The organism is Salinicola halophilus, assembly GCF_003206155.1.
GTDB classification, from domain to species: Bacteria; Pseudomonadota; Gammaproteobacteria; order Pseudomonadales; family Halomonadaceae; genus Salinicola; species Salinicola halophilus.
The window spans coordinates 532,952-556,127 of sequence record NZ_PZJV01000006.1 but is presented as its reverse complement, the minus strand read 5'-3'; the positions used below and the strand labels follow the sequence as shown (position 1 = coordinate 556,127).

Annotated in this window: 18 protein-coding genes; 15 read left to right on the top strand and 3 right to left on the bottom strand. The window is 63.6% G+C overall.

Annotated elements, in window-relative coordinates; genetic code table 11:
• Positions 1-3 precede the first annotated feature (3 nt).
• Entirely contained in the window at positions 4-915 is a 912-nt protein-coding gene (locus DOM33_RS14315) for a LysR substrate-binding domain-containing protein (RefSeq protein WP_110670095.1), read from the top strand.
• Between the two features lie 321 nt (positions 916-1,236).
• On the opposite strand, the gene DOM33_RS14310 is transcribed toward DOM33_RS14315, so the two are convergent.
• Positions 1,237-2,397, bottom strand: a complete 1,161-nt coding sequence (locus tag DOM33_RS14310; protein WP_110670093.1) for an ROK family transcriptional regulator — start codon at positions 2,395-2,397, stop codon at positions 1,237-1,239.
• A 103-nt stretch (positions 2,398-2,500) separates the two neighbouring features.
• Between DOM33_RS14310 and DOM33_RS14305 the strand changes: the two genes are divergently transcribed.
• The 7 genes from DOM33_RS14305 to DOM33_RS14275 all read left to right on the top strand — a co-directional run bounded on the left by DOM33_RS14305 (position 2,501) and on the right by DOM33_RS14275 (position 12,521).
• Positions 2,501-3,766, top strand: a complete 1,266-nt coding sequence (locus tag DOM33_RS14305; protein WP_110670091.1) for an ABC transporter substrate-binding protein — start codon at positions 2,501-2,503, stop codon at positions 3,764-3,766.
• A gap of 52 nt (positions 3,767-3,818) precedes the next feature.
• Complete coding sequence (locus DOM33_RS14300) at positions 3,819-4,700, top strand: carbohydrate ABC transporter permease (RefSeq protein ID WP_204352708.1); 882 nt, start codon at positions 3,819-3,821, stop codon at positions 4,698-4,700.
• The gene (locus tag DOM33_RS14295) at positions 4,700-5,551 is read left to right on the top strand and encodes a carbohydrate ABC transporter permease (protein WP_108841624.1); all 852 of its coding nucleotides are present in this window, start codon (positions 4,700-4,702) and stop codon (positions 5,549-5,551) included. The genes DOM33_RS14300 and DOM33_RS14295 overlap by 1 nt, the downstream gene beginning before the upstream one ends.
• 49 nt (positions 5,552-5,600) lie before the next feature.
• Positions 5,601-6,761: an ABC transporter ATP-binding protein gene (locus DOM33_RS14290; RefSeq protein ID WP_110670087.1), complete on the top strand. Its 1,161-nt coding sequence runs from the start codon at positions 5,601-5,603 to the stop codon at positions 6,759-6,761.
• Positions 6,758-8,896: a beta-galactosidase gene (locus tag DOM33_RS14285; protein WP_110670085.1), complete on the top strand. Its 2,139-nt coding sequence runs from the start codon at positions 6,758-6,760 to the stop codon at positions 8,894-8,896. Before DOM33_RS14290 ends, DOM33_RS14285 begins: the two co-directional genes overlap by 4 nt.
• Positions 8,897-9,179: 283 nt before the next feature.
• Entirely contained in the window at positions 9,180-11,375 is a 2,196-nt protein-coding gene (locus tag DOM33_RS14280) for an OsmC domain/YcaO domain-containing protein (RefSeq protein WP_110670083.1), read from the top strand.
• A gap of 177 nt (positions 11,376-11,552) precedes the next feature.
• A complete protein-coding gene (locus tag DOM33_RS14275; protein WP_110670081.1) occupies positions 11,553-12,521 on the top strand; it encodes a DUF2235 domain-containing protein in 969 nt (322 codons plus the stop codon).
• 43 nt (positions 12,522-12,564) lie between these two features.
• Here DOM33_RS14275 and DOM33_RS14270 read toward each other — a convergent pair whose 3' ends face one another.
• Positions 12,565-13,608 (bottom strand): LysR family transcriptional regulator, encoded by a 1,044-nt coding sequence (locus tag DOM33_RS14270; protein WP_110670079.1) that lies wholly within the window; start codon positions 13,606-13,608, stop codon positions 12,565-12,567.
• Positions 13,609-13,733: 125 nt separating this feature from the next.
• On the opposite strand from DOM33_RS14270, the gene DOM33_RS14265 reads away from it, so the two are divergent.
• The 4 genes from DOM33_RS14265 to DOM33_RS14250 all read left to right on the top strand — a co-directional run bounded on the left by DOM33_RS14265 (position 13,734) and on the right by DOM33_RS14250 (position 18,897).
• A complete protein-coding gene (locus tag DOM33_RS14265; protein WP_204352693.1) occupies positions 13,734-14,909 on the top strand; it encodes an alkene reductase in 1,176 nt (391 codons plus the stop codon).
• Between the two features lie 161 nt (positions 14,910-15,070).
• A complete protein-coding gene (locus tag DOM33_RS14260) occupies positions 15,071-16,654 on the top strand; it encodes an alkaline phosphatase D family protein (RefSeq protein ID WP_110670075.1) in 1,584 nt (527 codons plus the stop codon).
• Between the two features lie 186 nt (positions 16,655-16,840).
• On the top strand, positions 16,841-17,575 hold the full coding sequence (locus tag DOM33_RS14255) for a helix-turn-helix transcriptional regulator (protein WP_110670073.1): 735 nt from the start codon (positions 16,841-16,843) through the stop codon (positions 17,573-17,575).
• 134 nt (positions 17,576-17,709) lie between these two features.
• Positions 17,710-18,897, top strand: a complete 1,188-nt coding sequence (locus DOM33_RS14250; RefSeq protein WP_239495374.1) for an MFS transporter — start codon at positions 17,710-17,712, stop codon at positions 18,895-18,897.
• Here DOM33_RS14250 and DOM33_RS14245 read toward each other — a convergent pair.
• Positions 18,872-20,287 (bottom strand): FAD-binding oxidoreductase, encoded by a 1,416-nt coding sequence (locus DOM33_RS14245; RefSeq protein WP_110670071.1) that lies wholly within the window; start codon positions 20,285-20,287, stop codon positions 18,872-18,874. The genes DOM33_RS14250 and DOM33_RS14245 overlap by 26 nt on opposite strands.
• 349 nt (positions 20,288-20,636) lie before the next feature.
• Between DOM33_RS14245 and DOM33_RS14240 the strand changes: the two genes are divergently transcribed.
• From DOM33_RS14240 to DOM33_RS14230, 3 genes are read left to right on the top strand one after another with little or no spacing between them, the layout of a single operon-like run.
• Positions 20,637-21,770 carry an acyl-CoA dehydrogenase family protein gene (locus DOM33_RS14240; RefSeq protein WP_110670069.1) on the top strand — a complete coding sequence of 378 codons (1,134 nt, stop codon included), beginning with the start codon at positions 20,637-20,639 and terminating at the stop codon, positions 21,768-21,770.
• On the top strand, positions 21,767-22,534 hold the full coding sequence (locus DOM33_RS14235; protein ID WP_110670067.1) for a PIG-L deacetylase family protein: 768 nt from the start codon (positions 21,767-21,769) through the stop codon (positions 22,532-22,534). The genes DOM33_RS14240 and DOM33_RS14235 overlap by 4 nt, the downstream gene beginning before the upstream one ends.
• Positions 22,531-23,175: an SAM-dependent methyltransferase gene (locus DOM33_RS14230; protein ID WP_110670065.1), complete on the top strand. Its 645-nt coding sequence runs from the start codon at positions 22,531-22,533 to the stop codon at positions 23,173-23,175. The genes DOM33_RS14235 and DOM33_RS14230 overlap by 4 nt, the downstream gene beginning before the upstream one ends.
• The last annotated feature ends 1 nt before the right edge of the window (position 23,176 follow it).

Below are 23,176 nucleotides of genomic sequence, written 5' to 3'. Positions count from 1 at the left end.
CCAATGGCATCCATCGGCATTTCCGATAACCTGGGCGCGCCGGGTCTGGACAGCGATCTGCTGCTCGCCTTCGTGACGGTCGCCGACAGCGGCGGCTTCACCGCCGCCGCGCGTCATCTGCACAAGACACAGTCCACCATCAGTCTGCGTATCCGTACGCTGGAATCGCGTCTCGACGCGCGCCTGATCGAGCGCGGACATCGCCAGCTGACGCTGACGGCCGAAGGCGAGACGTTCTTGATCTACGCCCGGCGCCTGCTGCTGTTGCAGCGCGAGGCGCTTTCGGCGCTGGGTCGCGTCCAACCGATCACGCTGCGATTCGGCCTGCCCGAAGACTACGCCGACACCTGGCTGCCTGCGCTGCTGGAACGCTTCAGCGCCGCCCACCCCGAGGTACGAGTCCACATTCACTGCCGCATGTCGACGGAGCTGCTCGAACAGCTGGAACAAGGGGCGTTGGACATCGTGCTGGCGGTACAGCACGCCGAGGATAGCGGTGGGCGCCAAGTCGCGGCCGAAGAGGTGGTGTGGGCCGCGCACGAGACCTTTCGGCTACCACCGGCGGGGCCGATTCCCCTCGCGCTCTTTCCCGAACAGTGCATCTATCGCCGCAGGGCGATCGCCGCGCTGGCGCATATCGATCGCAGCTGGCGCCTCGACGCGACCAGCCAGAGCCCGAGCGGGCTACGCGTCATCGTCAATCGAGGCCAGGCCGTCACCCTCGCCGATCGTCGTTCGCTCCCCGTCGACTGGCGAGCGCTGGGAGAGGCAGAGGGCCTGCCACCGCTACCGCCGGCGATTCTGGAGATTCACCACTCGCCGAGCCTGACCCATCCCGCCTTCGACGACTTCATCGCGCTGATCGATGCCGTGGTCACGGAACGCGGTGACCATGAAACCGGCGCCGGCCTCTGAACGCCGCTCAACCGGGGCGCTTCTCCAGCGCCAGCCAGCCGGCGAGCCCGATCATCGCGGACGCGAACCCCGCACGAAACCCGTTCGCCAGAGACACCAGCTGATTGGCGCTCGGCGTGAGTGCCATGACCGTCGACGCACTTTAAGACGGAATCGACTGGCTGGCCTCTCGAATTAGGTCCCTGTTGGTTCGCTTGGCGTCTAGTCGGTCGCGGCCATCAACAGTCAAGACCAACGGTAGAAGAGGGATTATTAATCACACCCAGCACAAATTCATTCTGCGCTGTGACATAGCGAACGGCGATGAACATATCGATGTCGTTAAAAACCAAAGACTTCCTGGGTCACCAGGGCAGCGGCGCCACGGCTCCAGAAATTATCTTCATTGTCGATGTAAGTGCGTATGGGGCCATGGAGTGAATACCTGTTCAGTGCCTCGTTGAAAGCGTCAAAGAAATACTCACCAAGCTCTACCACTTCGCCGCCGATCACAACGGGATCGACATCCGTTACGGCCGTCATGTCAGCAAGATATTTTCCGACCGTATGGCCTGCGTCTCTGACGGTTGACATTGCTTTTTCATCGCCTGACGCAAGACAGGCCAGAAGCCTGTCCAGGCGAGTGCGAAAGGACCATTGCGGATCATTCAGGTCCAGCGTACTCAGCATCCCGGAAATGGAATTTTTGACCTGAAGGCAGCCGTATCGACCGCATTCGCAGCGTGCGCCATGTGGATCGTGACACATGTGGCCGAGTTTTCCGGCCGCTCCGGTATTACCGCGATGCAGTTTGCCATCGAGGATCATTTCATAACTGATCCCTTCACCGACGGCGACAGTGGCAAATGAGGCGTGATTAATCCCCACGCCAAAAAGTGCATGCGCCAGCGCGAAGGCGTGACTGTCGTCTTCGATTTTCACCTTGATACCCAGTTTATTTTGCAGCATGCCGGCGAAGTGAATGTCCTTCCAGCCAAAGCGATGGCTTGTTTTACAAACCCCTGTTTCAGCGTCGACAAAAGCCGGAATAGAGACACCCACCCCGATCAGATTCTTGGTGTCTCTTGCCTGGGTCTCCATGAGCTGTGCAATTGCTTCTGCACAGATCTGGCACACGGCTTCGGGGTCCAGCGATGGCAGCGCCGTCGTCAGCTTGTCGATCGGGGCGGTCGACATGTCCGTGAGCACGCATTCAATGCTGTCGGATTTCAGCTTGATACCAATGGCCAGGCGTGTGGTGTAGTTAATTCGCATGGGGGTGGGCCTTCGGCCCCCGGCGCTGACCGAGGCGGTGTCTTCAACGACCAGGTCTTCTTCCAGAAGTTCTGAAACGATGGAAGACACGGTGGCCGGGCTAAGTCCAGTCGATTCAGCCAAAGCGCTTCTGCTTAGCTGCCCCAGCCTTCGGATCTCATTGATGATGAACTTTCTCTTGGCCGCTCGATCGCTGCTTCGACCAATGATTGATTGCTCTCGTTGCACTTATTTTATCCAATGAAAAAAGTAAGTTTCAGGTGACCTCCAGACCTACGGTATGCCTGGTGAGTTGTCACCCCGATTCGCTGGCGAAGAGGAGACTCCCGTCATGAGCAAAGCCAACACCCCTGTCACAAGGCGACGCGTCATCCAGACGCTCGGGGCGGGAGCAGGTCTGCTTCTTTGCGGTCTCCGCGCACCGGCAATTGCGAAGCCTCGCAGGCTGGTCATCATCAGCGACCTGAATGCCGCGCAGGCCCCCGCGTTTCAAGCCATAGCGGCAGAGTTCGGACGTCAGTCCGGCACGGAAGTCATTGTCAATAATATCGCCCATGAAGCCAACAAGACGGCCATTCGCAACTATTTGGTGGCCGATCCGCCCGACATCTGTTTCTGGTTCTCCGGTCAGCGGATGCGCCAGTTTGTCGGAATGGGGCTTTTTTCAGATATATCCGACCTTGTCGAGCACGAAGGCATTGACCGGGCACTGGGCCCCCTGCTCGATACAGTCTCCATTGATGGGCGCCAGTATGGGCTGCCGGTCGGCGGCCTGTTCTGGGGGCTTTTTTATCGCGAAGACGTCTTTCGTGAACATGGCCTGACGCCTCCCGAAACGTTCGAGGACTTCTATCGCACTTGCCACAGAGCCAAGGCGCAGGGGCTTGTGCCTGTTGCCATGGGAACGAAAGACCAATGGCCTGCAGCCGGCTGGTTTGACCATCTAAATCTGCGCATCAACGGTCTCGAAACGCACATGGCGCTGATGGAGGGCCGGGTCGCCTATTCCGATACGATATTTGATCCGGTTTTCGATCAGTGGCGAGACATGATTCAGCAGGACTTTTTCCTGGATCACGGCACGTCTTACGCCTGGCAGCAGGCCGCGGCGTTTCTGGCTCGAAAAAAGGCCGCCATGATGGATCTGAGTACCTTCCTGCAAAGTGTGATGCCACCGGGTCAGGAGGGGGAGCTCAAATTGATTCGCTTTCCCACTTACGACGCCTCGGTCGGGCCCTACGAAGACTTCTCCTCCAACTCCATCCATATCCCGCAGCGTGCTCAGCAAAAGGCGCTCGCCAGGGAATTTCTGGCCTACTTCTACCAGCCGGACGTTCTGGCAAGATTTTTGGCGCCCATCGGTACCGTACCGCCTCGCAATGACATGCCCGTGCCCGACGATCCGCTGACAAAAACGGCTACGGGACTTCTGCGAGCGTCCGCCGGCAGCGCTCAATATTTTGATCGCGACACTCATCCGGCCATGGCATGGGCAGGGCTCAAGGGGTTTCAGAAATTCAGCGTCTATCCATCACAGGGTAAGGAAATTCGACATGAGCTGGACCGCATTCGTACTCGCGTGACGACTTCAACCTGAGTCTCTCGGGAACTCTTTTTAATATCGGCTAACGACATGGGTATCTATCGTGATGACCATATGGCGACGTAATCGGTCCTGGCTCTGGCCTGCTTTTTTTATAGCCCCCGGCATCATCCTGTTCGGGATAGTCATTGTCGGATCTTCCGTACAGAGTCTCTGGATCAGCTTTTTTCAGTGGGATGGCTTTGACGAGATGCAGTGGATCGGGCTCGGTAACTATATCGAGATGCTCGACGATCCCCAGTTCTATATTTCATTGCGCAATAACATCATCTGGCTGGCTGTCTTCATGCTGGCGCCCCCGCTGGGCCTGTTCTTTGCGCTGCTTATCAATCAACAGATTCGCGGCATGCGAATCGTCAAATCCCTGTTTTTTATGCCTCTGGTGATGTCGCAGGTGGCCGTCGGTGTGGTCTTTACCTGGTTTTATGACCCCTCAAGCGGATTGCTGGCACTTTTCTTTGAGGCAATGGGCGCCACTGCGCCGGCCCTCCTGTCCGATCCCAGGTGGGTCACGCTGGCTGTCGTCTTCGCGGCGCTGTGGCCGCAGGTCTCCTTTTGCGTAATTTTGTTCATGGCAGGCCTGAATAATCTGGACGAAAGCCAGATCGAGGCGGCCCGCGTGGATAATGCCAGAGGCTGGAAAATGCTGTGGTACGTCATCCTGCCCCAGCTTCGTCAGGTCAATTTCATTGCGATTGCCGTCACCGTCATTGGCGCTCTGAGGTCCTTTGACATGATCTCGGTGATGACCTCCGGCGGCCCCTTCGGTTCCTCGAACGTGCTTGCCTATCAGATGTACAGCCAGTCCATACAGGCCTATCGATTTGGATACGGTGCGGCCATCGCCAGCGTCCTTTTCGCCATTATGGTGGTCTTTATCAGCTGGTATCTCTGGAGAATGCTGCGTATGGAAAAGGAGGGCGCGTAATGTATCCCCGACAGATTTCAAAAGACGATGTCCTGAAAAAGTATCTCTACCTTGCGGCGGTCACTCTTGTTCTCATGCTGTGGCTCTTGCCGCTGGGGGCGGTCATTCTAACGTCTGTTAGACCTGCCTCTGATGCCGCCGTGGGCAACTACTGGGGATGGCCCTCCGGATTTGACCTCGTCAAAAACTACACGGAAGTGTTCACGCAGACGCCGATGGGGCGGTACTTTTTTAACAGTCTTGTGATCACGATACCTTCGGTCATTGGGGTTCTGGTACTGAGCACGCTGACGGGCTACGTACTGTCACGCTATCGCTTTCGTGGCAATACGCTTTTGTTTGCCATTTTCATCGGTGGCAACTTCCTGCCGTTTCAAATCATGATGATTCCGGTGCGCGACCTGACGATTTCGCTGGGGATCTACAACAGCTACCTCGCGCTTATCATATTTCACGTGGCGTTTCAGACCGGCTTCGCGACCCTTTTCATGCGCAATTTCATTGCCTCATTGCCTGATGAGCTTTTCGAGGCGGCGCGCTCCGAGGGCGCCTCACCCCTGCAAACCCTGATTCATGTGGTCATCCCCCTGGTGCGCCCGGCGTTGGCAGCGCTTGCCATCCTGGCGTTCACCTTTATCTGGAACGACTACTTCTGGGCGGTGGTACTAACGCCGAGTGATGCCGTCAAACCGGTAACGGCCGGGCTCGATAATCTCAAGGGACAGTATGTGGCGAACTGGAGCCTGATTTCCGCTGCCACGATCGCTATCGCGATTCCACCGGTGGTCATGTTCTTTTTGATGCAGCGCCATTTTATTCGTGGATTAACGATGGGCGCTGTGAAGGGATGATCCCAGGACTAAAGCGGCCATCACGGTATATCGACGGGAGCAAAAAGGTATGAGCAACCTGGAAATCAGCAACATTTCAAAGTGCTATGAAGGACGAGAGGTGTTGAAAAATGTCGGTTTCAAGTCATCGGAAAAGGAATTCATCGTTGTTGTGGGGCCTTCAGGATGTGGCAAGTCCACTCTGCTCAAGACGATCGCGGGCCTGACCTCGGTAGATGCCGGCCGAATCCTTATTGGTGAACACGACGTTACCCGCTCCGAGCCTGGTGATCGGGATATCGCCATGGTGTTTCAATCCTATGCGCTTTATCCCCACATGACCGTGGCTGAAAACATGGGGTTCGGGCTGCGTATGGCGGGTCATCCAAAACAGCAGATCAGGGAAGCCGTCGAGCATGCCGCCAGCATCCTCAGAATCACCGACTATCTCGATATGCGTCCCAAACAGCTTTCCGGCGGCCAGCGCCAGCGTGTCGCCATCGGGCGGGCCATCACTCGTTCCCCCGCCGTTTTTCTGTTCGATGAGCCACTGTCCAACCTTGATGCCGCGCTGCGTACGCAAATGCGCGTCGAAATTGGTCAGCTTTACCGCCGCCTCGATGCAACGATGGTCTACGTGACGCACGATCAGGTGGAAGCGATGACGATGGCCACGCGCATCGTGCTGATGAACAGCGGCGTCATTGAGCAGGTGGGGTCACCGATCGAGCTTTATACCAATCCCGTCAACCGTTTTGTGGCCGGGTTTCTGGGATCACCACGGATGAACTTCATTGAGGCCAGTGTCACCGAGGTGAATGACGATCAAATTGTGGTCGCTCTTGAAGGTCTTGATGACATTCGAGTTGCCAGAAGACATGGGGTTGGCGTCAGCAGGGGGGACACGGTAACGCTGGGAATTCGTCCAGAAGAAATCTCGGTCGGGCGTCAGCGCAGCCATCAATTACCGGCCAGAGTCGAGCTGGTAGAGCAGTTGGGCAGGGAAGTGATTGCCTACGTCGATACGGGCAGCATCAGGGCCATCGAATCCGAAAATGGACTGGGGCATTTGACCATCCAGGTCGATCGTAAATCGGCGATGTCGCGAGATGACGATATCCACATTGGCTTTGATGCCGAAGACATTTATCTGTTCAACGCCGATGGCATGACGATGACGCCGAATCGGGATACTGAAAAAAGCCCCGTCCATGAGGTCAGTGAAGCATGAATGATAATTCGGAAAGGAAGCTATCGGCCTGGCGGCCGATCGATACGAATACTTTTCTCTTCGGGGTGCCGCACTATCCCGAACACATCGAGGAAAGCTGGTGGCAGCAGGACGTTGAAAGAATGGTAGCGTGCGGTTTCAATACCGTTCGGATGGGTGAGTTCGCATGGCACCTGTTTGAGCCATGTGAAGGCGTTTACGATTTCAGCCTTTTTGACCGGGCCATCGATGTTCTCGCAAACGCCGGCATCAAGACGATTTTGTGCACCCCGACGGCCACCCCGCCTCGATGGCTTACAGCGAAATATCCTGAAGTGTTGCGTGTTGATAAAAATGGCCGACAGATGAGTCATGGCTCTCGACAACACGCTGACACCATCCATCCGTTGTTTCGCGAGTTTTCACGCCGAATTACACGGGCGATGGCAGAACACTATCGCGATAATCCCAACGTGATTGGCTGGCAGACGGACAACGAGTTGAACACCAGTATGTCCGAGTCTTATTCCGATGCTGCTCGGGCCGAGTTTCAGAGCTTTTGCGAGCGCAAGTATCGAAGCATCGAATCACTCAACGCGGCATGGGGGGGCGATTTCTGGGCAACGGCCTACCGTGGTTTTGATCAGGTCGTTTTGCCGCTTCCCAACGCGCCCGTACACTGCAGCCCGGGTCACGTTCAGGACTATCACCGTTTTCTGGCGCATACGACCATGCAGTTTCAGCGCGATCAGGTTGAAATCCTGCGCCAGACCAACGCCGACTGGTTCGTTTTTCACAATATGGGCAAGCTTGAGAACGTCGATTTCCGCAACGGATTTGCCAGTGATCTCGATTTTGTCGGCTACGATGTCTACCCGTTCCTGCATGAGGAAAAAGCCCGCATCGGAGGGCATGCCTATATGCAGGCAAGTCAGCTCGATCTGTGCCGTGGCTATGCCGGCAACTTCATTGTGCCCGAGCAGCAGTCTGGTTTCGGCAGCCAGGTGGATTTTTCCACTTTAACGCCTGAACCCGGTGAAATGCGCCGCATGGCGTTTTCCTCCATCGCGCATGGGGCCGACGGACTGATGTTCTTCCGCTGGCGTCCGGCCCATTTCGGTGCCGAAATATACTGGATGGGGATTATCGATCACGACAATATCCCCCGGCGCCGATTCGAGGAGGTCAAACAGATTGGCGCTGAAATCCATAAGGTGGCCGAGCACACCCTTGGCACCACCGTGCGTATCGATATCGGCATCGCCAGCGCCGAGTTCGACAATGACATTGCCCATAAAAGCTACCCCATTGGTTTTCCATCTCCTCATGATGACGCCATCCTGCTGCACCGCGCCTGCTTCCAGCGCGGCATTGCGGCAGGCTTTATCCATCCCGAGGACGCGCTCGAGCGTCTGAAGGTCTTCTATGTGCCGCACTGGCTCATGTGGAAGGATGAATGGAGTGAACGTCTTGAGCAGTTTGCCAGGGCTGGTGGCACCGTAATCATCGGGGCGCGTACCGGCTCCCGGAATACCGACAACCATGTCATACGGGTGCCGGCGCCCGGCGAGACACTCACTGCCCTGACCGGTGTGCAGGTCGAGGAGTTTGGCCCTCTCGCAGCGCCGGATCAGGAGGCTCTCATGGGCCGCGCGCCGACGCCTCATGGGGAGTTCACCACGACGGCGCGTCCCACGGAGGCCTCACAGCGTCGCTATCGTTTCGAGTTCGAGGGCCAGGAGCTCACCGCCGGTCACTGCTATGAAATCCTCGATCCCTCAAGCGATGTCGACGTGCTGGCCCGCTGGTCCAATCGCTTCCTGGAAGGGCGTGCGGCCATAACGCGCCGTCAGATCGGTGAGGGTCAGATCCTCTACGTCGGCACCTATATGACCGACGAGCTGGCAGAGCGTCTCACTGACTGGGTCATGGCGAACGGGAAAGTCGAACCACTGATCCCTGATCTTCCGCAGGGCATCGACGTGACCCTGCGAGAGAAGGAGGGCAAGGCGCTTTTGTTCCTCATGAATACGGAATATGTTGAACAGCGTATCGCTTCTCTCGCTCCCGGCATGGATCTTTTGAGCGGTCAAAGAGTTGACGGTTCCCTGACACTGGAAGGCTACGGCTGCGCGATCATCGATCTGTCACAATAGCGGCACTAGCTTCGGCTGTTACATGCTGGCGGTTCCATGATGGAGAACCGATGGAGGGCCCGATTCAGCACTGCGCTGAACGGGCCCTTCGTTTGATCGGTTTGCCAATCCCCCGGAGATGACCGTGAAGATATCAAGGCGTAGATGTCGCTCTGCCCTAGTCATCCCGACAGCTGCCGATGCGGGATCCTTCCCAAGACACATCCTCCCCAAACCCGGATAATGGCCGCCATCCGGCTCGCGCGCTCGCGCAGCCCTGCCACTTGCCAACCCGGTCTACCCCATGGAAATCAAGGTCAACTATCTCGACAACCTCCGCCAGGAGGCGAAGTTCGACGACTTCACGGTGCTCACCGACCAGCCGATCCGCTACAAGGGCGACGGCTCGGCGCCGGGGCCGTTCGACTACTTCCTCGCCTCCACGGTGCTCTGCGCGGCCTACTTCGTGCGCGTGTATTGCAACGCGCGCGAGATCCCCACCGAGAACATTCGGCTCTCCCAGAACAACATCGTCGACCCGGAAAACCGCTACAACCAGGTGTTCCGCATTCAGATCGAGCTGCCGGCGGATATCTCGGACAAGGACCGTACCGGCATTCTGCGCTCCATCGAGCGCTGCTCGGTCAAGCGGGTGATCCAGAACAACCCCGAGTTCCAGATCGAGGCGGTGGACAACATCGACGAGGACGCCCAGGCGCTGCTGATGGGCGGCTCTCTCGACAAAGACGCCAGCGAGGCCACCTGGATCGAAGGCAAGGATCTGCCGCTGGAGCAGACCATCGCCAACATGACCGGCATCCTCGAGCGGCTCGGCATGAAGATCGAGATCGCCTCCTGGCGCAACATCGTGCCCCACGTCTGGTCGCTGCACATTCGCGATGCGGCATCCCCAATGTGCTTCACCAACGGCAAGGGCGTGACCAAGGAAGCCGCGCTCTGCTCGGCACTGGGCGAGTTCATCGAGCGCCTCTCCTGCAACTTCTTCTATAACGACCAGTTCTTCGGCCGCGAGATCGCCGATGCCGAGTTCGTCCACTATCCCAACGAGCGCTGGTTCCAGCCGGGGCCGAATGACGCGCTGCCGGCGGAGATTCTCGACGATCACTGCCGCGCACTCTTCGACCCGGAGGGCGAGCTCAGAGGCTCGCATCTGTTCGATACTAACTCCGGACGCGCCGACCGCGGCATCGTCTCACTGCCGTTCACTCGCCGCTCCGACGGCGAGACGGTGTGGTTCCCCTCGAACCTGATCGAGAATCTCTATCTCAGCAACGGCATGAGTGCCGGCAACACCATTGCCGAAGCTCAGGTGCAGTGCCTCTCGGAGATCTTCGAGCGGGCGGTGAAGCGCCAGATTCTGGAAGAGGAGATCGCCCTGCCGGACGTACCGGACGCCGTGCTGGCGCAATACCCGTCCATCGTCGAGGGCGTGAAGGCGCTGGAAGCGCAGGGCTTTCCGGTGCTGGTGAAGGATGCCTCGTTGGGCGGGCGTTTTCCGGTCGCCTGCGTGACGCTGATGAATCCGCGCACCGGCGGCGTCTTCGCCTCCTTCGGCGCCCACGCCAGCCTTTCGGTCGCCATCGAGCGCAGCCTCACCGAGCTGCTGCAGGGGCGCAGCTTCGAAGGCATGGACGACCTGCCGGCGCCGACCTTCAACTCCCAGGCGGTGGCGGAGCCCAACAACTTCGTCGAGCACTTCATCGACTCCTCCGGGGTCGTCTCCTGGCGCTTCTTCAGCGACAGCGCCGATGTCGACTTCGTCGAGTGGGACTTCTCCGGCACGACCGCGGAAGAGACCGCCAATCTGTTTGGCATCCTCGAAGCGGAAGGGCTGGAAGCCTACGTCGCCATTCATGAAGACCTCGGCGCGCCGGTCTGTCGCATCCTGGTGCCGGGCTACTCCGAGGTCTATCCGGTGGAGGATCTGGTGTGGGACAACACCAACATGGCGCTCAATTACCGCGACGAGATTCTCAACCTGCATGCGCTGGAGGACGAGGCGCTCGCCGACCTGCTCACGCGACTGGAGGAGAGCGAGCTCGACGAGCAGATGAAGATCGTCACGCTGATCGGCATCGAGTTCGACGACAACACGGTGTGGTCGGAGCTGACCATCGCCGAGCTGAAGCTGTTGATCAGCCTGGCGCTGGGCCAGTACGAGGACGCGCTGGACCGCGCGCAGATGTTCCTGCAGTTCAACGACAACACCCGCGACCGCGGCCTGTTCTATCAGGCGCTCTCGGCGGTGCTGGAGATCGCACTGGATGACGATCTCGACTTCGCCGACTACCAGCGCAACCTCACCCGCATGTTCGGCGAGGAGAAGATCAACGCCGCCGTCGGCTCGGTCAACGGCGACGTACGCTTCCACGGCCTCACGCCTACCAACAGCGAACTGGACGGCATCGACCGGCACCAGCGCCTGATCGAGAGCTACAGAAAGCTTCACGCCTGGCGCGCCAAGCAAGCCGGGCGCTGATGACCGCGTCATCACGTTCTCTACAGCGCCCACCGTCGAGTGGGCGCTGTCGCTTGTCGCCCCCTCGGCACCGCGCCCGTTCAGAACCTGGGTTATGTTCGCCGCCGCCTGGCGCCACTACCCTCCCACGCTGGCTCTCTCGGGACGAGGGAGGTCTCGAATCGGGGAGCGTGGTTCATGGGCAGGAATCTCGTCGTCTGCTGCGACGGCACCAATCAGCAGTTCAGCCGCGTCAACACCAACGTGGTGCATCTCTTTCGCGCGGCCGTGCACGATGAGGCGCAGCAGCAGGTTTTCTACAGCCCTGGAGTGGGGACTTTTGCGGCCTCGTTTTTCGGCCTGAACGTCGGCCGGTTGCTGGGGCGCGTGCTCGGGATGGCGTTCGGCTACGGCATTCAGCAGAACATGGAAGCGGCGTATCGCTTTCTGGTCGAGACCTACGAACCCGGCGACCGCGTCTTTCTGTTCGGCTTCAGCCGCGGCGCCTTCACCGCCCGTTCGCTGGCGTCTATGATCGATCGCTGCGGCATCGTCGAGCCGCAGCATGCGGACAAAATTCACGAGGTCACTCGACGCTATCTGCGCGGCGACGACGACGCCACGCTCGACCGGTTTCGTGACGCCTTCGCCCGCCCCTGCGAGCCCTGGATGGTCGGGGTGTGGGATACCGTCGGCGCGCTAGGCCTGCTGATCGCGATGCACAAGTTCCACGACCGCCGCCTGAGCCCGGGCGTTCGCTACGCTTTCCATGCGCTGGCGCTGGACGAGAAGCGCCGGCCCTTCTCGCCCACCCCCTGGGACGAGAGCCAGTGCCATGCAGGGCAGACCGTCGAGCAGCGCTGGTTCGCCGGCAGCCACGGCGATATCGGCGGCATGTACCCCGAGCGCGGACTGCCGGATATCACTCTGCGCTGGCTGCTGAAGCGGGCCGCGGACGCGGGGCTGAAGCTCGAGGCCGGCGCCATCGATGCCCTCGACGGCGACCCCGCGGGCGAGCTGCATCAGAAAGCCTCGGGCCCGTGGCTTCTGCTGGGCGTCGCGCGTCGCACCTACCCGCCGAATGCGCTGATGCACGCAAGCGTTCAAGCGCGTATCGAGCAGGTCGACGGCTACTCTCCCGAAGCTCGGCCCGCCGGCGCTCGCTGACGGTTTCCCGCCAACCCGTGCCGTGACAGCGGCCCTTGCCCGATCACGTTTGCGTGATGCGCTCGAGCTTCTCGATCATCCACCGGTGAATCGCGCTCTCCCGGGTGCGCGGGTGCCAGGCGACGGCGACTTCGAAGGTCGGCGTGGCGAAGTCGGTGGTGAGCGGCGTCACCTTGGGGTTGGGCAGCAGCCGCGCGGGATAGAAGGCGATCAGGTCGGTGGTATAGAGCACGTCCGGCGCCGCCTTGAAGGTCGGCACGGACATGACGATGTGCCGCTCGAGCCCCTGGCTTTCGAACCACTGATCGTGAGAACCCTTGAGCGCCGACCGCGACGGCGAGACCACCAGCTGTGGCAGCGCAGCGACTTCGGCGATCGACAGCGTCCGCCCGTGCAGCGGCGAGCAGGGGCTGGCGACGCAGACGTGGCGATCGTCGAAGAGCGTGAGATAGGGCAGCGAGTCCGGCAGAAAATCCGGGAACGAGAGCGCCAGATCGAGCTCTCCCGACATCAGCTTGTGCTCGACGCGGTCGGTCTCGAAGGGCTGCACGATCAGCTTGAGAAACGGCGCCTGCTGACGCACTTCGCGCAGAAACGCCGGCAGGATCGCCTGCATCGCATAGTCGGTCGCGCTGAGCGTTACCACGCCCTGGTAGGTCGCCGGGGTGAATTCGCTCGGCGCCAGCAGCGCATCGATCTCCCGAAGAATTCGGTCGACGCGCTCACCGAGCTCGAGCGCCAGCGGCGTGGCGGTCATGCCGTTGCCCTGGCGCAGAAAGAGCCGGTCGTCGAACAGTTCCCGCAGCTTGCGCAGCTGTTCGCTGATCGCCTGCTGGGTCAGGCCCATGTCGGCGGCGACGCGGGACAGATTGCGCTCGCGCAGCAGCGCCTGCAGCACCCGCAGCTGCTTCAGGTCGAGCCGGTTGAGTCGCCCGGCGCGGCGTGCGCTCCCGGCGGGCTGCCGAATGCCGTCGCCTTTCTCGCGTTCCTCGTTCCCGCTTGCCTCTCGGCCGCCTGCGCCTTTTTTTCTTTCAGCTTTGTCGCCTTCACCTTCCACGTCTTCACCCTTCCCGCCATCACCACTCATATTGGTAACCTTAACAATGAAGCATTGTTTCTAATGGTAGCGCCAACTCCCTACCCTCCCCCCATCGAATTCGACCGAGACGCGGCGACACGCATCGCCGACACGACGACATGAGTGGGAAGGCAATGGATAACGCAGCACTGTTCGAACCGGTCCGCCTAGGGCCGTTCACCCTGAGAAACCGCATCGTGATGCCGCCGCTGACGCGCTCGCGCAGCAGCCAGCCGGGCAACGTTCCCAACGCGTGGATGATCGAGTACTACGCCCAGCGCGCCGGTGCCGGCTTCATGGTCACCGAGGGCACGCAGATCGAACCGCGGGGGCAGGGCTACGCCTGGACGCCGGGCATCCACTCGCAGGCGCAGATCGAGGGCTGGAAAGCGGTGACCGAGGCCGTTCACGCCCGTGACGGGGTGATCTTCTCCCAGCTCTGGCACGTCGGCCGGGTCTCGCACTGCTCGCTGCAGCCGGGCGGCAAGGCACCGATCGCGCCGTCGGCGATTCGCGCCGACTCGGTCAGCGTGTTCGTCGAGACGGCACCGGGCGAAGGCATGCTGACCGCGCCGAGCGAGCCCGAGGCGCTGACCACCGCCGGCGTCGAAGACCTGGTAGCACGCTACGCCCAGGCCGCGCGCAACGCCCTGGCGGCGGGCTTCGACGGCGTCGAGCTGCACTGCGCCAACGGCTATCTGGTCAACCAGTTCATCTCCGAGCACACCAATACGCGCACCGACCGCTACGGCGGCAGCCTCGACAATCGCCTGCGCTTTCTGGAGGAGATCGTCGAAGCGGTGGCCGGCGTGTTCGGCCCCGAGCGGGTCGGCGTGCGCTTCTCGCCGCTGTTCGAGAGCACCGAAGAGGATCGCGTCTATCTGGGGCTGGTCGAGAGCGACCCGCACACCACCTACGTCACCGCCATCGAGCGGCTCGAGCAGGCAGGTGTCGCCTACGTGTCGCTGGCCGAAGCGGACTGGAACAACGCGCCGGACCTGCCGGAGACCTTCTACCGGGCCGTGCGCGAGACCTTCTCCGGGCGCCTGCTCTACGCCGGGCGCTACACCCCGGAAAAAGCGCTGTGGATGCGCGAGCAGGGCTACGGCGATCTCTTCGCCTTCGGACGTCCCTTCATCGCCAACCCGGACCTGCCCAAACGGCTCTATCACGGCTGGCCGCTGAACGAGGTCGACCCGGCGACGATGTACGGCGGCACCGACGTCGGCTACATCGACTATCCCACCTACGCCGAGGTCACTGCCGACGCCGCCGTCGAAGCCCAGCCAGCGCGTGACACGACCGTCTGAACCGTCGATGCCTGATCCACGCCGTCGTGAACCGGCACCTCGCCATTGCCGTTCGTTGACAGTCGGTGACCGTTTTGTGCTCGACACTTCATGGCAGCGTCATCGACCGCCACTAGTCTCCTCTCTTCGCCACCCGTCGATCTGCGTGAGAGGAGACCATCATGGCATCGCCGAACGGTTCACTGACACGACGTCGTTTTCTGACCACCAGCGGGCAGCTCGGGGCGGGGGTCGCCGGGCTCGGGCTTCTCGGCGCGCCGGCGATCGTGCTCGCCGAAGGGCGCCGGCCAAGGGTCGAAGGCGGCGTGATGAGCGGCGATGTCCTGTTTGATCGCGCCATGCTCTGGGGCCGGTCGAGCCGGCCCTCGCGCCTGTGGGTCGAGGTCGCCGACAACCCCGAGTTTCGCCGCGCACGTCGGCTGGCGCCCGTCGACGTCCTGCCCGGTAACGATCTGATCGGCAAGATCGATGCCACCGGTCTCGGCGGCATGGAGCAGGTCCACTACCGCGTGCGCTTCGCGGCCTACGGTGACGAGCGCGCGCTGAGCGAGCCGGTCATGGGACAGCTTCGCCTGCCGCCGACCGCACCTCGCAATCTGCGTTTCGTCTGGTCCGGCGACGTGGTCGGTCAGGGTTGGGGCATCGACGAATCCCGCGGCGGCATGCGCACCTGGGAAACGATGCGTAAGGTCCAGCCGGATTTCTTCATCCACTCCGGCGACAGCGTCTACGCCGACGGCCCGCTCGAATCGACGGTTGCGCTGGGCGACGGCGGCGTCTGGCGCAACGTCGTCACGCCGGCCAAGCAGAAGGTCGCGGAGACGCTGGCCGAGTACCGCGGCCAGCACGCCTACAACCATCTCGATGCCAACTTCCGCCGTTTCGCCGCCGAGGTGCCCATGCTGGCGCAGTGGGACGACCACGAGACGGTCAACAACTGGTACCCGCAGGAGCTTCTCGACGACGACCGCTACACCGAGAAGAACGTGGCGCTGCTCTCGGCTCGCGCCCGACAGGCGTTCGTCGAGTACATGCCGATCCGCATGCCCCCCGAGGCACCGCAGTGCCTCTACCGGCGCTTCGCCTACGGCCCGGGGATGGAAGTCTTCATGCTCGACATGCGCAGCTATCGCGGCCCCAACAGTCCCAACCGGCAGCCGGACGCCTCGGCGGCGACGGCGTTTCTCGGCGACAACCAGTTTCGCTGGCTGCGCCGAGCGCTGAAAGACTCCACCGCGACCTGGAAGATCATCGCCGCCGACATGCCCATCGGCATGGTGGTACCGGACGGCGATCACTTCGAGGCGATCGCCAACGGTGACGACGGTCAACCGCTCGGCCGCGAGCTGGAGATCGCCCGGCTGCTGCAGGCGATTCGCGACGACGATATCGCCAACGTGGTCTGGTTCACCGCCGACGTGCACTACACCGCCGCGCATCACTACGCCCCGGAGCGCGCCGCGTTCAAACGCTTCAAGCCCTTCTGGGAGTTCGTCAGTGGCCCGCTCCACGCCGGCACCTTCGGCCCCAGCGAGATGGATGCGACCTTCGGCCCCGAAGTCGTCTTTCACAAGGCTCCGCCCGAAGGCCAATCGAACCTGCCGCCCTCGGCGGGCTATCAGTTCTTCGGCCAGGTGGATCTCGACGGCGAGAGCGAGTCGCTGACGGTGCGACTGAAAGACAGCGACGGCCAGACGCTGCACACCCAGACGCTCACCCCCGAACCCCGTACCGCCAATGCCTGACGAGCTTTCGATGGCGACGTGGGAATCACGCCTGGGATCGGCGTGCCGGCGCCATCGCATCAAAAACGGCGAATCGGCTCGTAGCGCCCGAGGGCTGGCGCGCCCGCCATCGCCCGCCGTTCGAGAGGATGCGGCGACGGCAGTCGTGGTAGGGTTCGCGAGTTTCCGGGCGCGAGGCAGACGACGATGATTCACCCAACGAACGCTCGCGGCGTCATCGCCAGCGCCGAGCCGACGGCGCAGCCGGGCGATGCGATCCGCGAGTTCGATGCCACGCTGCGCGGGCTCGGCGTCACCCGCTACGCCTATTTTCGCCTTCGCCACGACCATGCCGGTCCGGAGATTCTGACCAGTCTGCCGTCGGCGTGGCTCGCCGAGTACGCGCAGGCGGCGCTCCACCGGGTCGACCCCGTGCTCCAGCGGGCCAGACGCCGAGCCCTGCCCTTCGCCTGGTCCACGCCGCGCGCCCATGCCCTCGACGATGCCCGCCTGCGCGACAACGCCCTGGCACACGGCATTCACCGCGGCCGAACCTATGTCTCGCTCTCCCACGCCGGCGGTATCGGCATACTCACGCTCTGCGACGCGCCGCCGAGCGCGACCGGCGCGGTACCGGCGGACGCCACCGCCCAGTTCGCGCTGCTGACGTTTCATGCCCATCACGCCGAGCCCGGACCGACGCCGGCCGCCGACTCGAAGGCCTGTGCCCCGGCAAGCGCCGAGGCCATCGCCCGGCTATCGCTGCGGGAGCGCGAGGTCGTCCGCTGGATCGCTCGCGGCAAGACCTACGCCGAGACCGCGACGATCCTCGGCATCGCCGAGCGCACCATCAAGTTCCACATGGCCAACGTGCGCGCCAAGCTCGATGTCACCTCCTCGCGTCAGGTGGTGTCCTGGGCGGCGTCCCACGGTTTGACCTAATACTGTTCGACCTGACACGGCTTGACCTAACACATCGCCTGCCCTCCTAGCACCTGCCCCTTGGGTCAGTTGTCGCGGTTAGCCGCCTGCCTAGAATGGCCGGCGCATTCGCTCAATGACTCGGGGAGATAACCTTGGAAAAGCAGCCGTCGGGAACCGTCACGCTCATCGCGCTGGGCGCCTTCGCCCTCGGCATGGCGTCCTACGTCATGGCCGGGCTGGTGCCGATGATCGTCGAGGATTTTGCCGTCTCGGTCGGCGGCGCCGGGCAGCTCGTCACGGCGTTCACCCTGGCCTACGCCATCGGCTCGCCGGTCTGCGTCGCGCTGCTGCCGCCCCAGCGTCAGCGCCAAGGGGTGCTGCTCGCACTCGCCGTGTTCACCCTTGCCAATCTCGCCAGCGCCTTGGTCACGAGCTACGTCGCGCTGGTGATCACCCGCGTCTTCGCCGGCATCGGCGCGGGCGTCTATCTCGCCTTGGGTATCGCGGCGGCCTCCGCGGTGGTCGACGCGCCACGTCGTGGCAAGGCGCTGGCGATCGTCATGGGCGGCATGGCGAGCGGGACCGTGCTCGGCGTGCCGCTGGGGCTGACGCTCGCCGAGCGCTTCGGCTGGACCTCGGCGCTGTGGACGGTGGCGCTGCTGGGGCTGGCAGCGCTCATGGGGCTCGCGCTGAAGTTACCGCCATTACCCGCCAGCGCCGCTTCCACGCTGGGCGAAAAGCTGGCCGTGCTGCGAGATGCAAGCGTGATGCGCATCCTGGCGGTGTCGCTGCTGGCGGCGGTCGCGAGTCTGGGGCTCTATACCTATCTCGCACCGGTGCTGGCGGACCCGAATCTCGGCGGTGTCGCCAAGATCACGCCCTGGCTCTGGGTGTGGGGGGTCGGTGGCGTACTCGGGAGTTTCTCGATCGGGCCGCTGGCAGACCGGATGAACGGCCAGACCCTGGTGGCACTGATCATGGCGCTGCTGACGGCCGCGCTGGCGACCCTGCCGCTGACCGCCGCGCTCGATGCCCGGTTGGCGATGGTGCCGATCGCGCTGTGGGGTGCGGTGGGCTGGGCGCTACAGGTGCCTCAGAACGGCCAGCTTCTCGCCGCCCGCGAGGGCCGGGGTGGCGGCAACATCGCCGTAGCGCTCAACGAGTCAGCGCTCTATCTCGGCAGTGCCATCGGTGCCGGGACGGGGGGCCTGATCTTCGCACTCCAACCCGACGGCGCCGCGCTCTGCTACGCCGCCGCTGCGGTGGCCGGGCTCGGTCTGCTACTCCAGGCGGGGGCACTGCGCCGTCGACGCGCTACACCAGCTTGCCCGGGTTCATGATGCCCAGCGGGTCGAGGGCCTGCTTGATCGTACGCATCACTGCCCAGCCCTCGCCGTGCTCGGCCTCCATGTAGACACGCTTGCCGGTGCCGATGCCGTGCTCGCCGGTGCAGGTGCCGCCGGCGTCGAGCGCCCGCTCGATCAGCCGCCGGTTGAAGGCGGCGAGCGTCGCCAGCTCCTCCTCGCTCTCGCGGTCCACTGCCACCACCAGATGGAAGTTGCCGTCGCCGACATGGCCCAGCAGCGGCGCGACCAGACCGCACGCGTCGACGTCCGTCTGGGTCGCCTCGATGCACGCGGCGAGCTTTGAGATCGGCACGCAGATGTCGGTTGCCAGAAACTCCATTCCCGGGCGCAGCGCCTTGGCAGCGTAAGCCGCTTCATGTCGCGCCTGCCATAGCGTCTGGCGCGCCTCTTCCTTCGTCGCCCAGGCGAAGTCGCTGCCACCGAACTCCTGGCACAGCTCGGCCATCGTCTCGGCCTGCTCCGTCACCCCGGCATGGGTGCCGTGAAACTCGAGAAAGAGCGTCGGTTTCTCAGCGTAGTCGAGGTGCGAGAAGCGATTGACCGCACGCATCGCGAGCGCGTCCATCAGCTCGATCCGCGCCATGGGGATGCCGTACTGGATCGAGGCGATGACGGTATCGATGGCGCCGGCGACGTCCTCGAACGCCACCGTGGCACTGGAGATCGCCTCCGGCAGGCCGTGGAGCTTTACCGTCAGCTCGGTGATGATGCCGAGCGTGCCCTCGGCGCCGACCATCAGGTGGTTCAGGTCGTAGCCGGCGGCAGACTTGCGCGCCCGGCTGCCGGTCTTGACCACGCGACCGTCCGGCATCACCACCGTCATCGCCAGCACGTTCTCGCGGATGGTGCCGTAGCGCACGGTATTGGTGCCGCTGGCGCGGGTCGAGGCCATGCCGCCGAAGCTGGCGTCCGCCCCCGGGTCGACGGAGAAGAACAGCCCGGTGGCGCGCAGCTCGGTGTTGAGCTGCACCCGCGTGACGCCGGGCTGGACGGTGGCATCCATGTCCTCGGCGCGCACGTCGACGATGGCATTCATCTGCGCCAGATCCACGCAGAGCCCGCCGCGCTCGGCGATCACCTGCCCTTCGATGGACGTGCCGACGCCATACGGAATCACCGGCACGCGGTGCGCCGCGCAGGCGCGCACGATAGCGGCGACCTCGTCGGTGGTGTGCGGAAAGCAGACGGCGTCCGGCGCGGCCGGGTGATGCCAGGATTCGTCGTGGCCGTGCGCCTCGCGAATGCCCGTGGCCGTGGTGATGCGCTCGCCGAGGATCGGCTCGAGTGCCGCGATCAGCGCCTCGAGCGTGGCGGGAGAGGGCCGGTCGCCGGCCTCGGCGGGGAACGCAGCAGCGGATGACATGACAACACCTCGGAAGAGCGAAAGGACAGGCTGATAGCGGTATCTGTGAGCACGCTATCGATCCCGCCAGCATACGCTTTCCGATGCCCTTCGCGACATGCCTTCGCCAAGCGTCTGACCGACTGCCGGTAGAGGCGCGAAGCGCGGACATTCTTAACCTGGATGGCAGTCGCGGCGCCGCACTCGCGTCATGATCGCCCCGATTACCGCTTGGTCTGGATTACCGACAGGCGACAATCGGCGTATTGTCGCGTTCACAGCCGCTGCCAGACCGGCGACAACCTCGACGCCAGGGCCGGCGTCAGTACCGACGCGCCCGATCAGCGCGTGGAACACCAGGGAGCGTGAGATGCCTTATCCGAACGCGAGCGACGCGCTGGCCGGGCTCTGCGCCGAATGGTCGGCCCCCGCCGAGAATGCCGAGACGCTCGCCGCGCGTCTGGCCGAGCTGCGCCAGTACGGGCTCGACCGGCTCCCGCTGCCGGGTCGCGGCGATACCCTCGCCCGCTGGCGCATGCTCGCAAGCGTTGCCGGCTGCGACCTGGCCCTGGTCAAACTCTTCGAGAGCCATACCGATGCCCTGGCGATAATCGCCGAGACCAGCGATCCGTCACGCCATCCGGATGATGCCACCTGGGCGGTATGGGCCGCGGAGCCCCCCTTCGCCCGCCTCGAGATCGCGCTCGACCCGACCACCCCCGAGCGAGCCACTGCCACAACGGTCGGCCCGGGCCGGACCGCGCCGGCGCTCACCGATCGTCAGCGCGTCCGCTTGAACGGCACCAAGGCGTGGTGCTCGGGGGCGGCGACGGTGAGCCACGCGCTGGTGACCGCCAGCTACGACGAAGCCCCCTATCTTGCGGCCGTCGCCCTCGATGCGCCCGGCGTCCACGTGACCAGAGCCGGCTGGCACGCCGTGGGCATGGCCGTCACCCAGAGCGTCGACGTGCGCTTCGATGACGTCGACGCCGTGATCGTCGGCACCGCGCGAAGCTACCTCGAGCGCCCCGGCTTCTGGTATGGCGGGATCGGCGTCGCCGCCTGCTGGTGGGGCGCGGCAGTCCGGCTCGGCCAGTGCCTGCACGCCAGCGCCGGACGCCGCGGCGAACCGCACGCCCTGGCGCACCTCGGTGCGGTGGACGTGGCGCTGCGTCATGGCCAGGCGCGGCTGGAAGCGGCCGCCGCCTGGATCGACGCCCATCCGCGAGCCGATGCGTACTACGAGACGCTGTCGGTGCGTGCCGCCATCGACGGCGTCGTCGCCGAGGTCATCCATCACGTGGGCCGCGGCGTCGGCGCCGGCCCTTACTGTCGCGATCCGGCTTTCGCACGCCTGATCGCCGATCTGCCCGTCTTCGTTCGCCAGTGTCACGCCGAGCGGGACCTGGAAGCGCTCGGCGCCTATCGCGCCGAGCAGGACACCACCGCCTGGGCGTTGGGCCAGCCGGCGTCGTTTCGCCACTACGGAAAAGTGCAGCCATGAACGAAGAGACACCGGACTTCGGCGGAGAGGGCACGCCGCTCACGACCTGGCGCGACTGGCCCGGACTCGCCGCGCTGGCGCCGCTGGATCTGGAGAGCGTCTTCGGCGAGGGCCGGCGGGTGGTGGTGATCGCCCCGCATCCGGACGACGAGGTGCTCGGCTGCGGCGGGCTGCTGATGCAGCTTCACGCCCTTGGCCGGGAGCTCGTGATGGTCTCGGTCACCGACGGCACCGGCAGTCACCCCGGCTCGACCCTGTGGCCCGCCGAGCGGCTCGCCGCCACGCGGCCGGAAGAGAGCCGACGGGCGCTTGCAAGCCTCGGCCTCGACGCCATGGAGACGATACGCCTGCGACTGCCGGACACTCAGATCGCCGCCGAGGCGAAGACGCTCGCCTATCGCCTGCATCATCTACTGCGCGACGATGACATTCTGCTCACGACCTGGCGCGGCGACGGCCACGCCGACCACGAGGCGACCGGCGACATCTGCGTCGACCTGATCGAGGCGGCCGGCGGCGAGCAGCGCACGCTGGTCGAGATGCCGATCTGGATGTGGCACTGGGCCGAGCCCGACGACACTCGCGTGCCGTGGCATCGCGCCCACCGGCTGGCGCTGACCGAATCGCAGCGCGCCGCCAAGCGCCACGCGATGGTCGAACACGCGAGCCAGTGCCAGCCGGACGACACCACCGGCGCGCCGCCGGTCCTCTCCGCGCTGACGCTCGAGCGGCTGACCCAGGCCTACGAGGTGTTCCTGCTATGAGCGATGCGTCGTCACGACGGTCCGAATCCGCTGCACTTGCCACCGAACGCACCCTCCACGCCCACTTCGAGCGGCTGCACGCCGGCTCGGCGGACCCCTGGCGCTACGCCGACTCCTGGTACGAGGCGCGGAAACGGTCCCTGACACTGGCCATGCTGAGCCAGCCGCGCTATCGCTGCGCCTTCGAGCCGGGCTGCTCGGTCGGCGTGCTCAGCGCCGCGCTGGCCGAGCGCTGCGACGCCCTGCTCTGCTGGGACGTCAGCGAGAGCGCGGTGAACCACGCCCGGCGGCGACTCGTCGCCCATTCGCACGTCACGGTGGCCCGCCACGCCCTGCACGACGGGACGCCGCCGGGTGGATTCGACCTGATCGTGTTCAGCGAGCTCGGCTACTACCTCGCGCCCGACGCGCTGGTCGCGGCCATCCGCACGCTCGAGGCATCGCTCAGCGACGACGGCGAGCTGATCGCCTGCCACTGGCGCCACCCGATCGCCGACGCGCTCAGCGACGGCGACAGCGTCCATGACACCCTGCGAACGACGCTCGCGCGGCCCCGTACGAGCTGCCTGATCGAGCCGGATTTCCGCCTCGAGTCGTGGTCGGCGGCGCCGCGCGCCGCCACGCTGGCCCCCCGCGGATGAT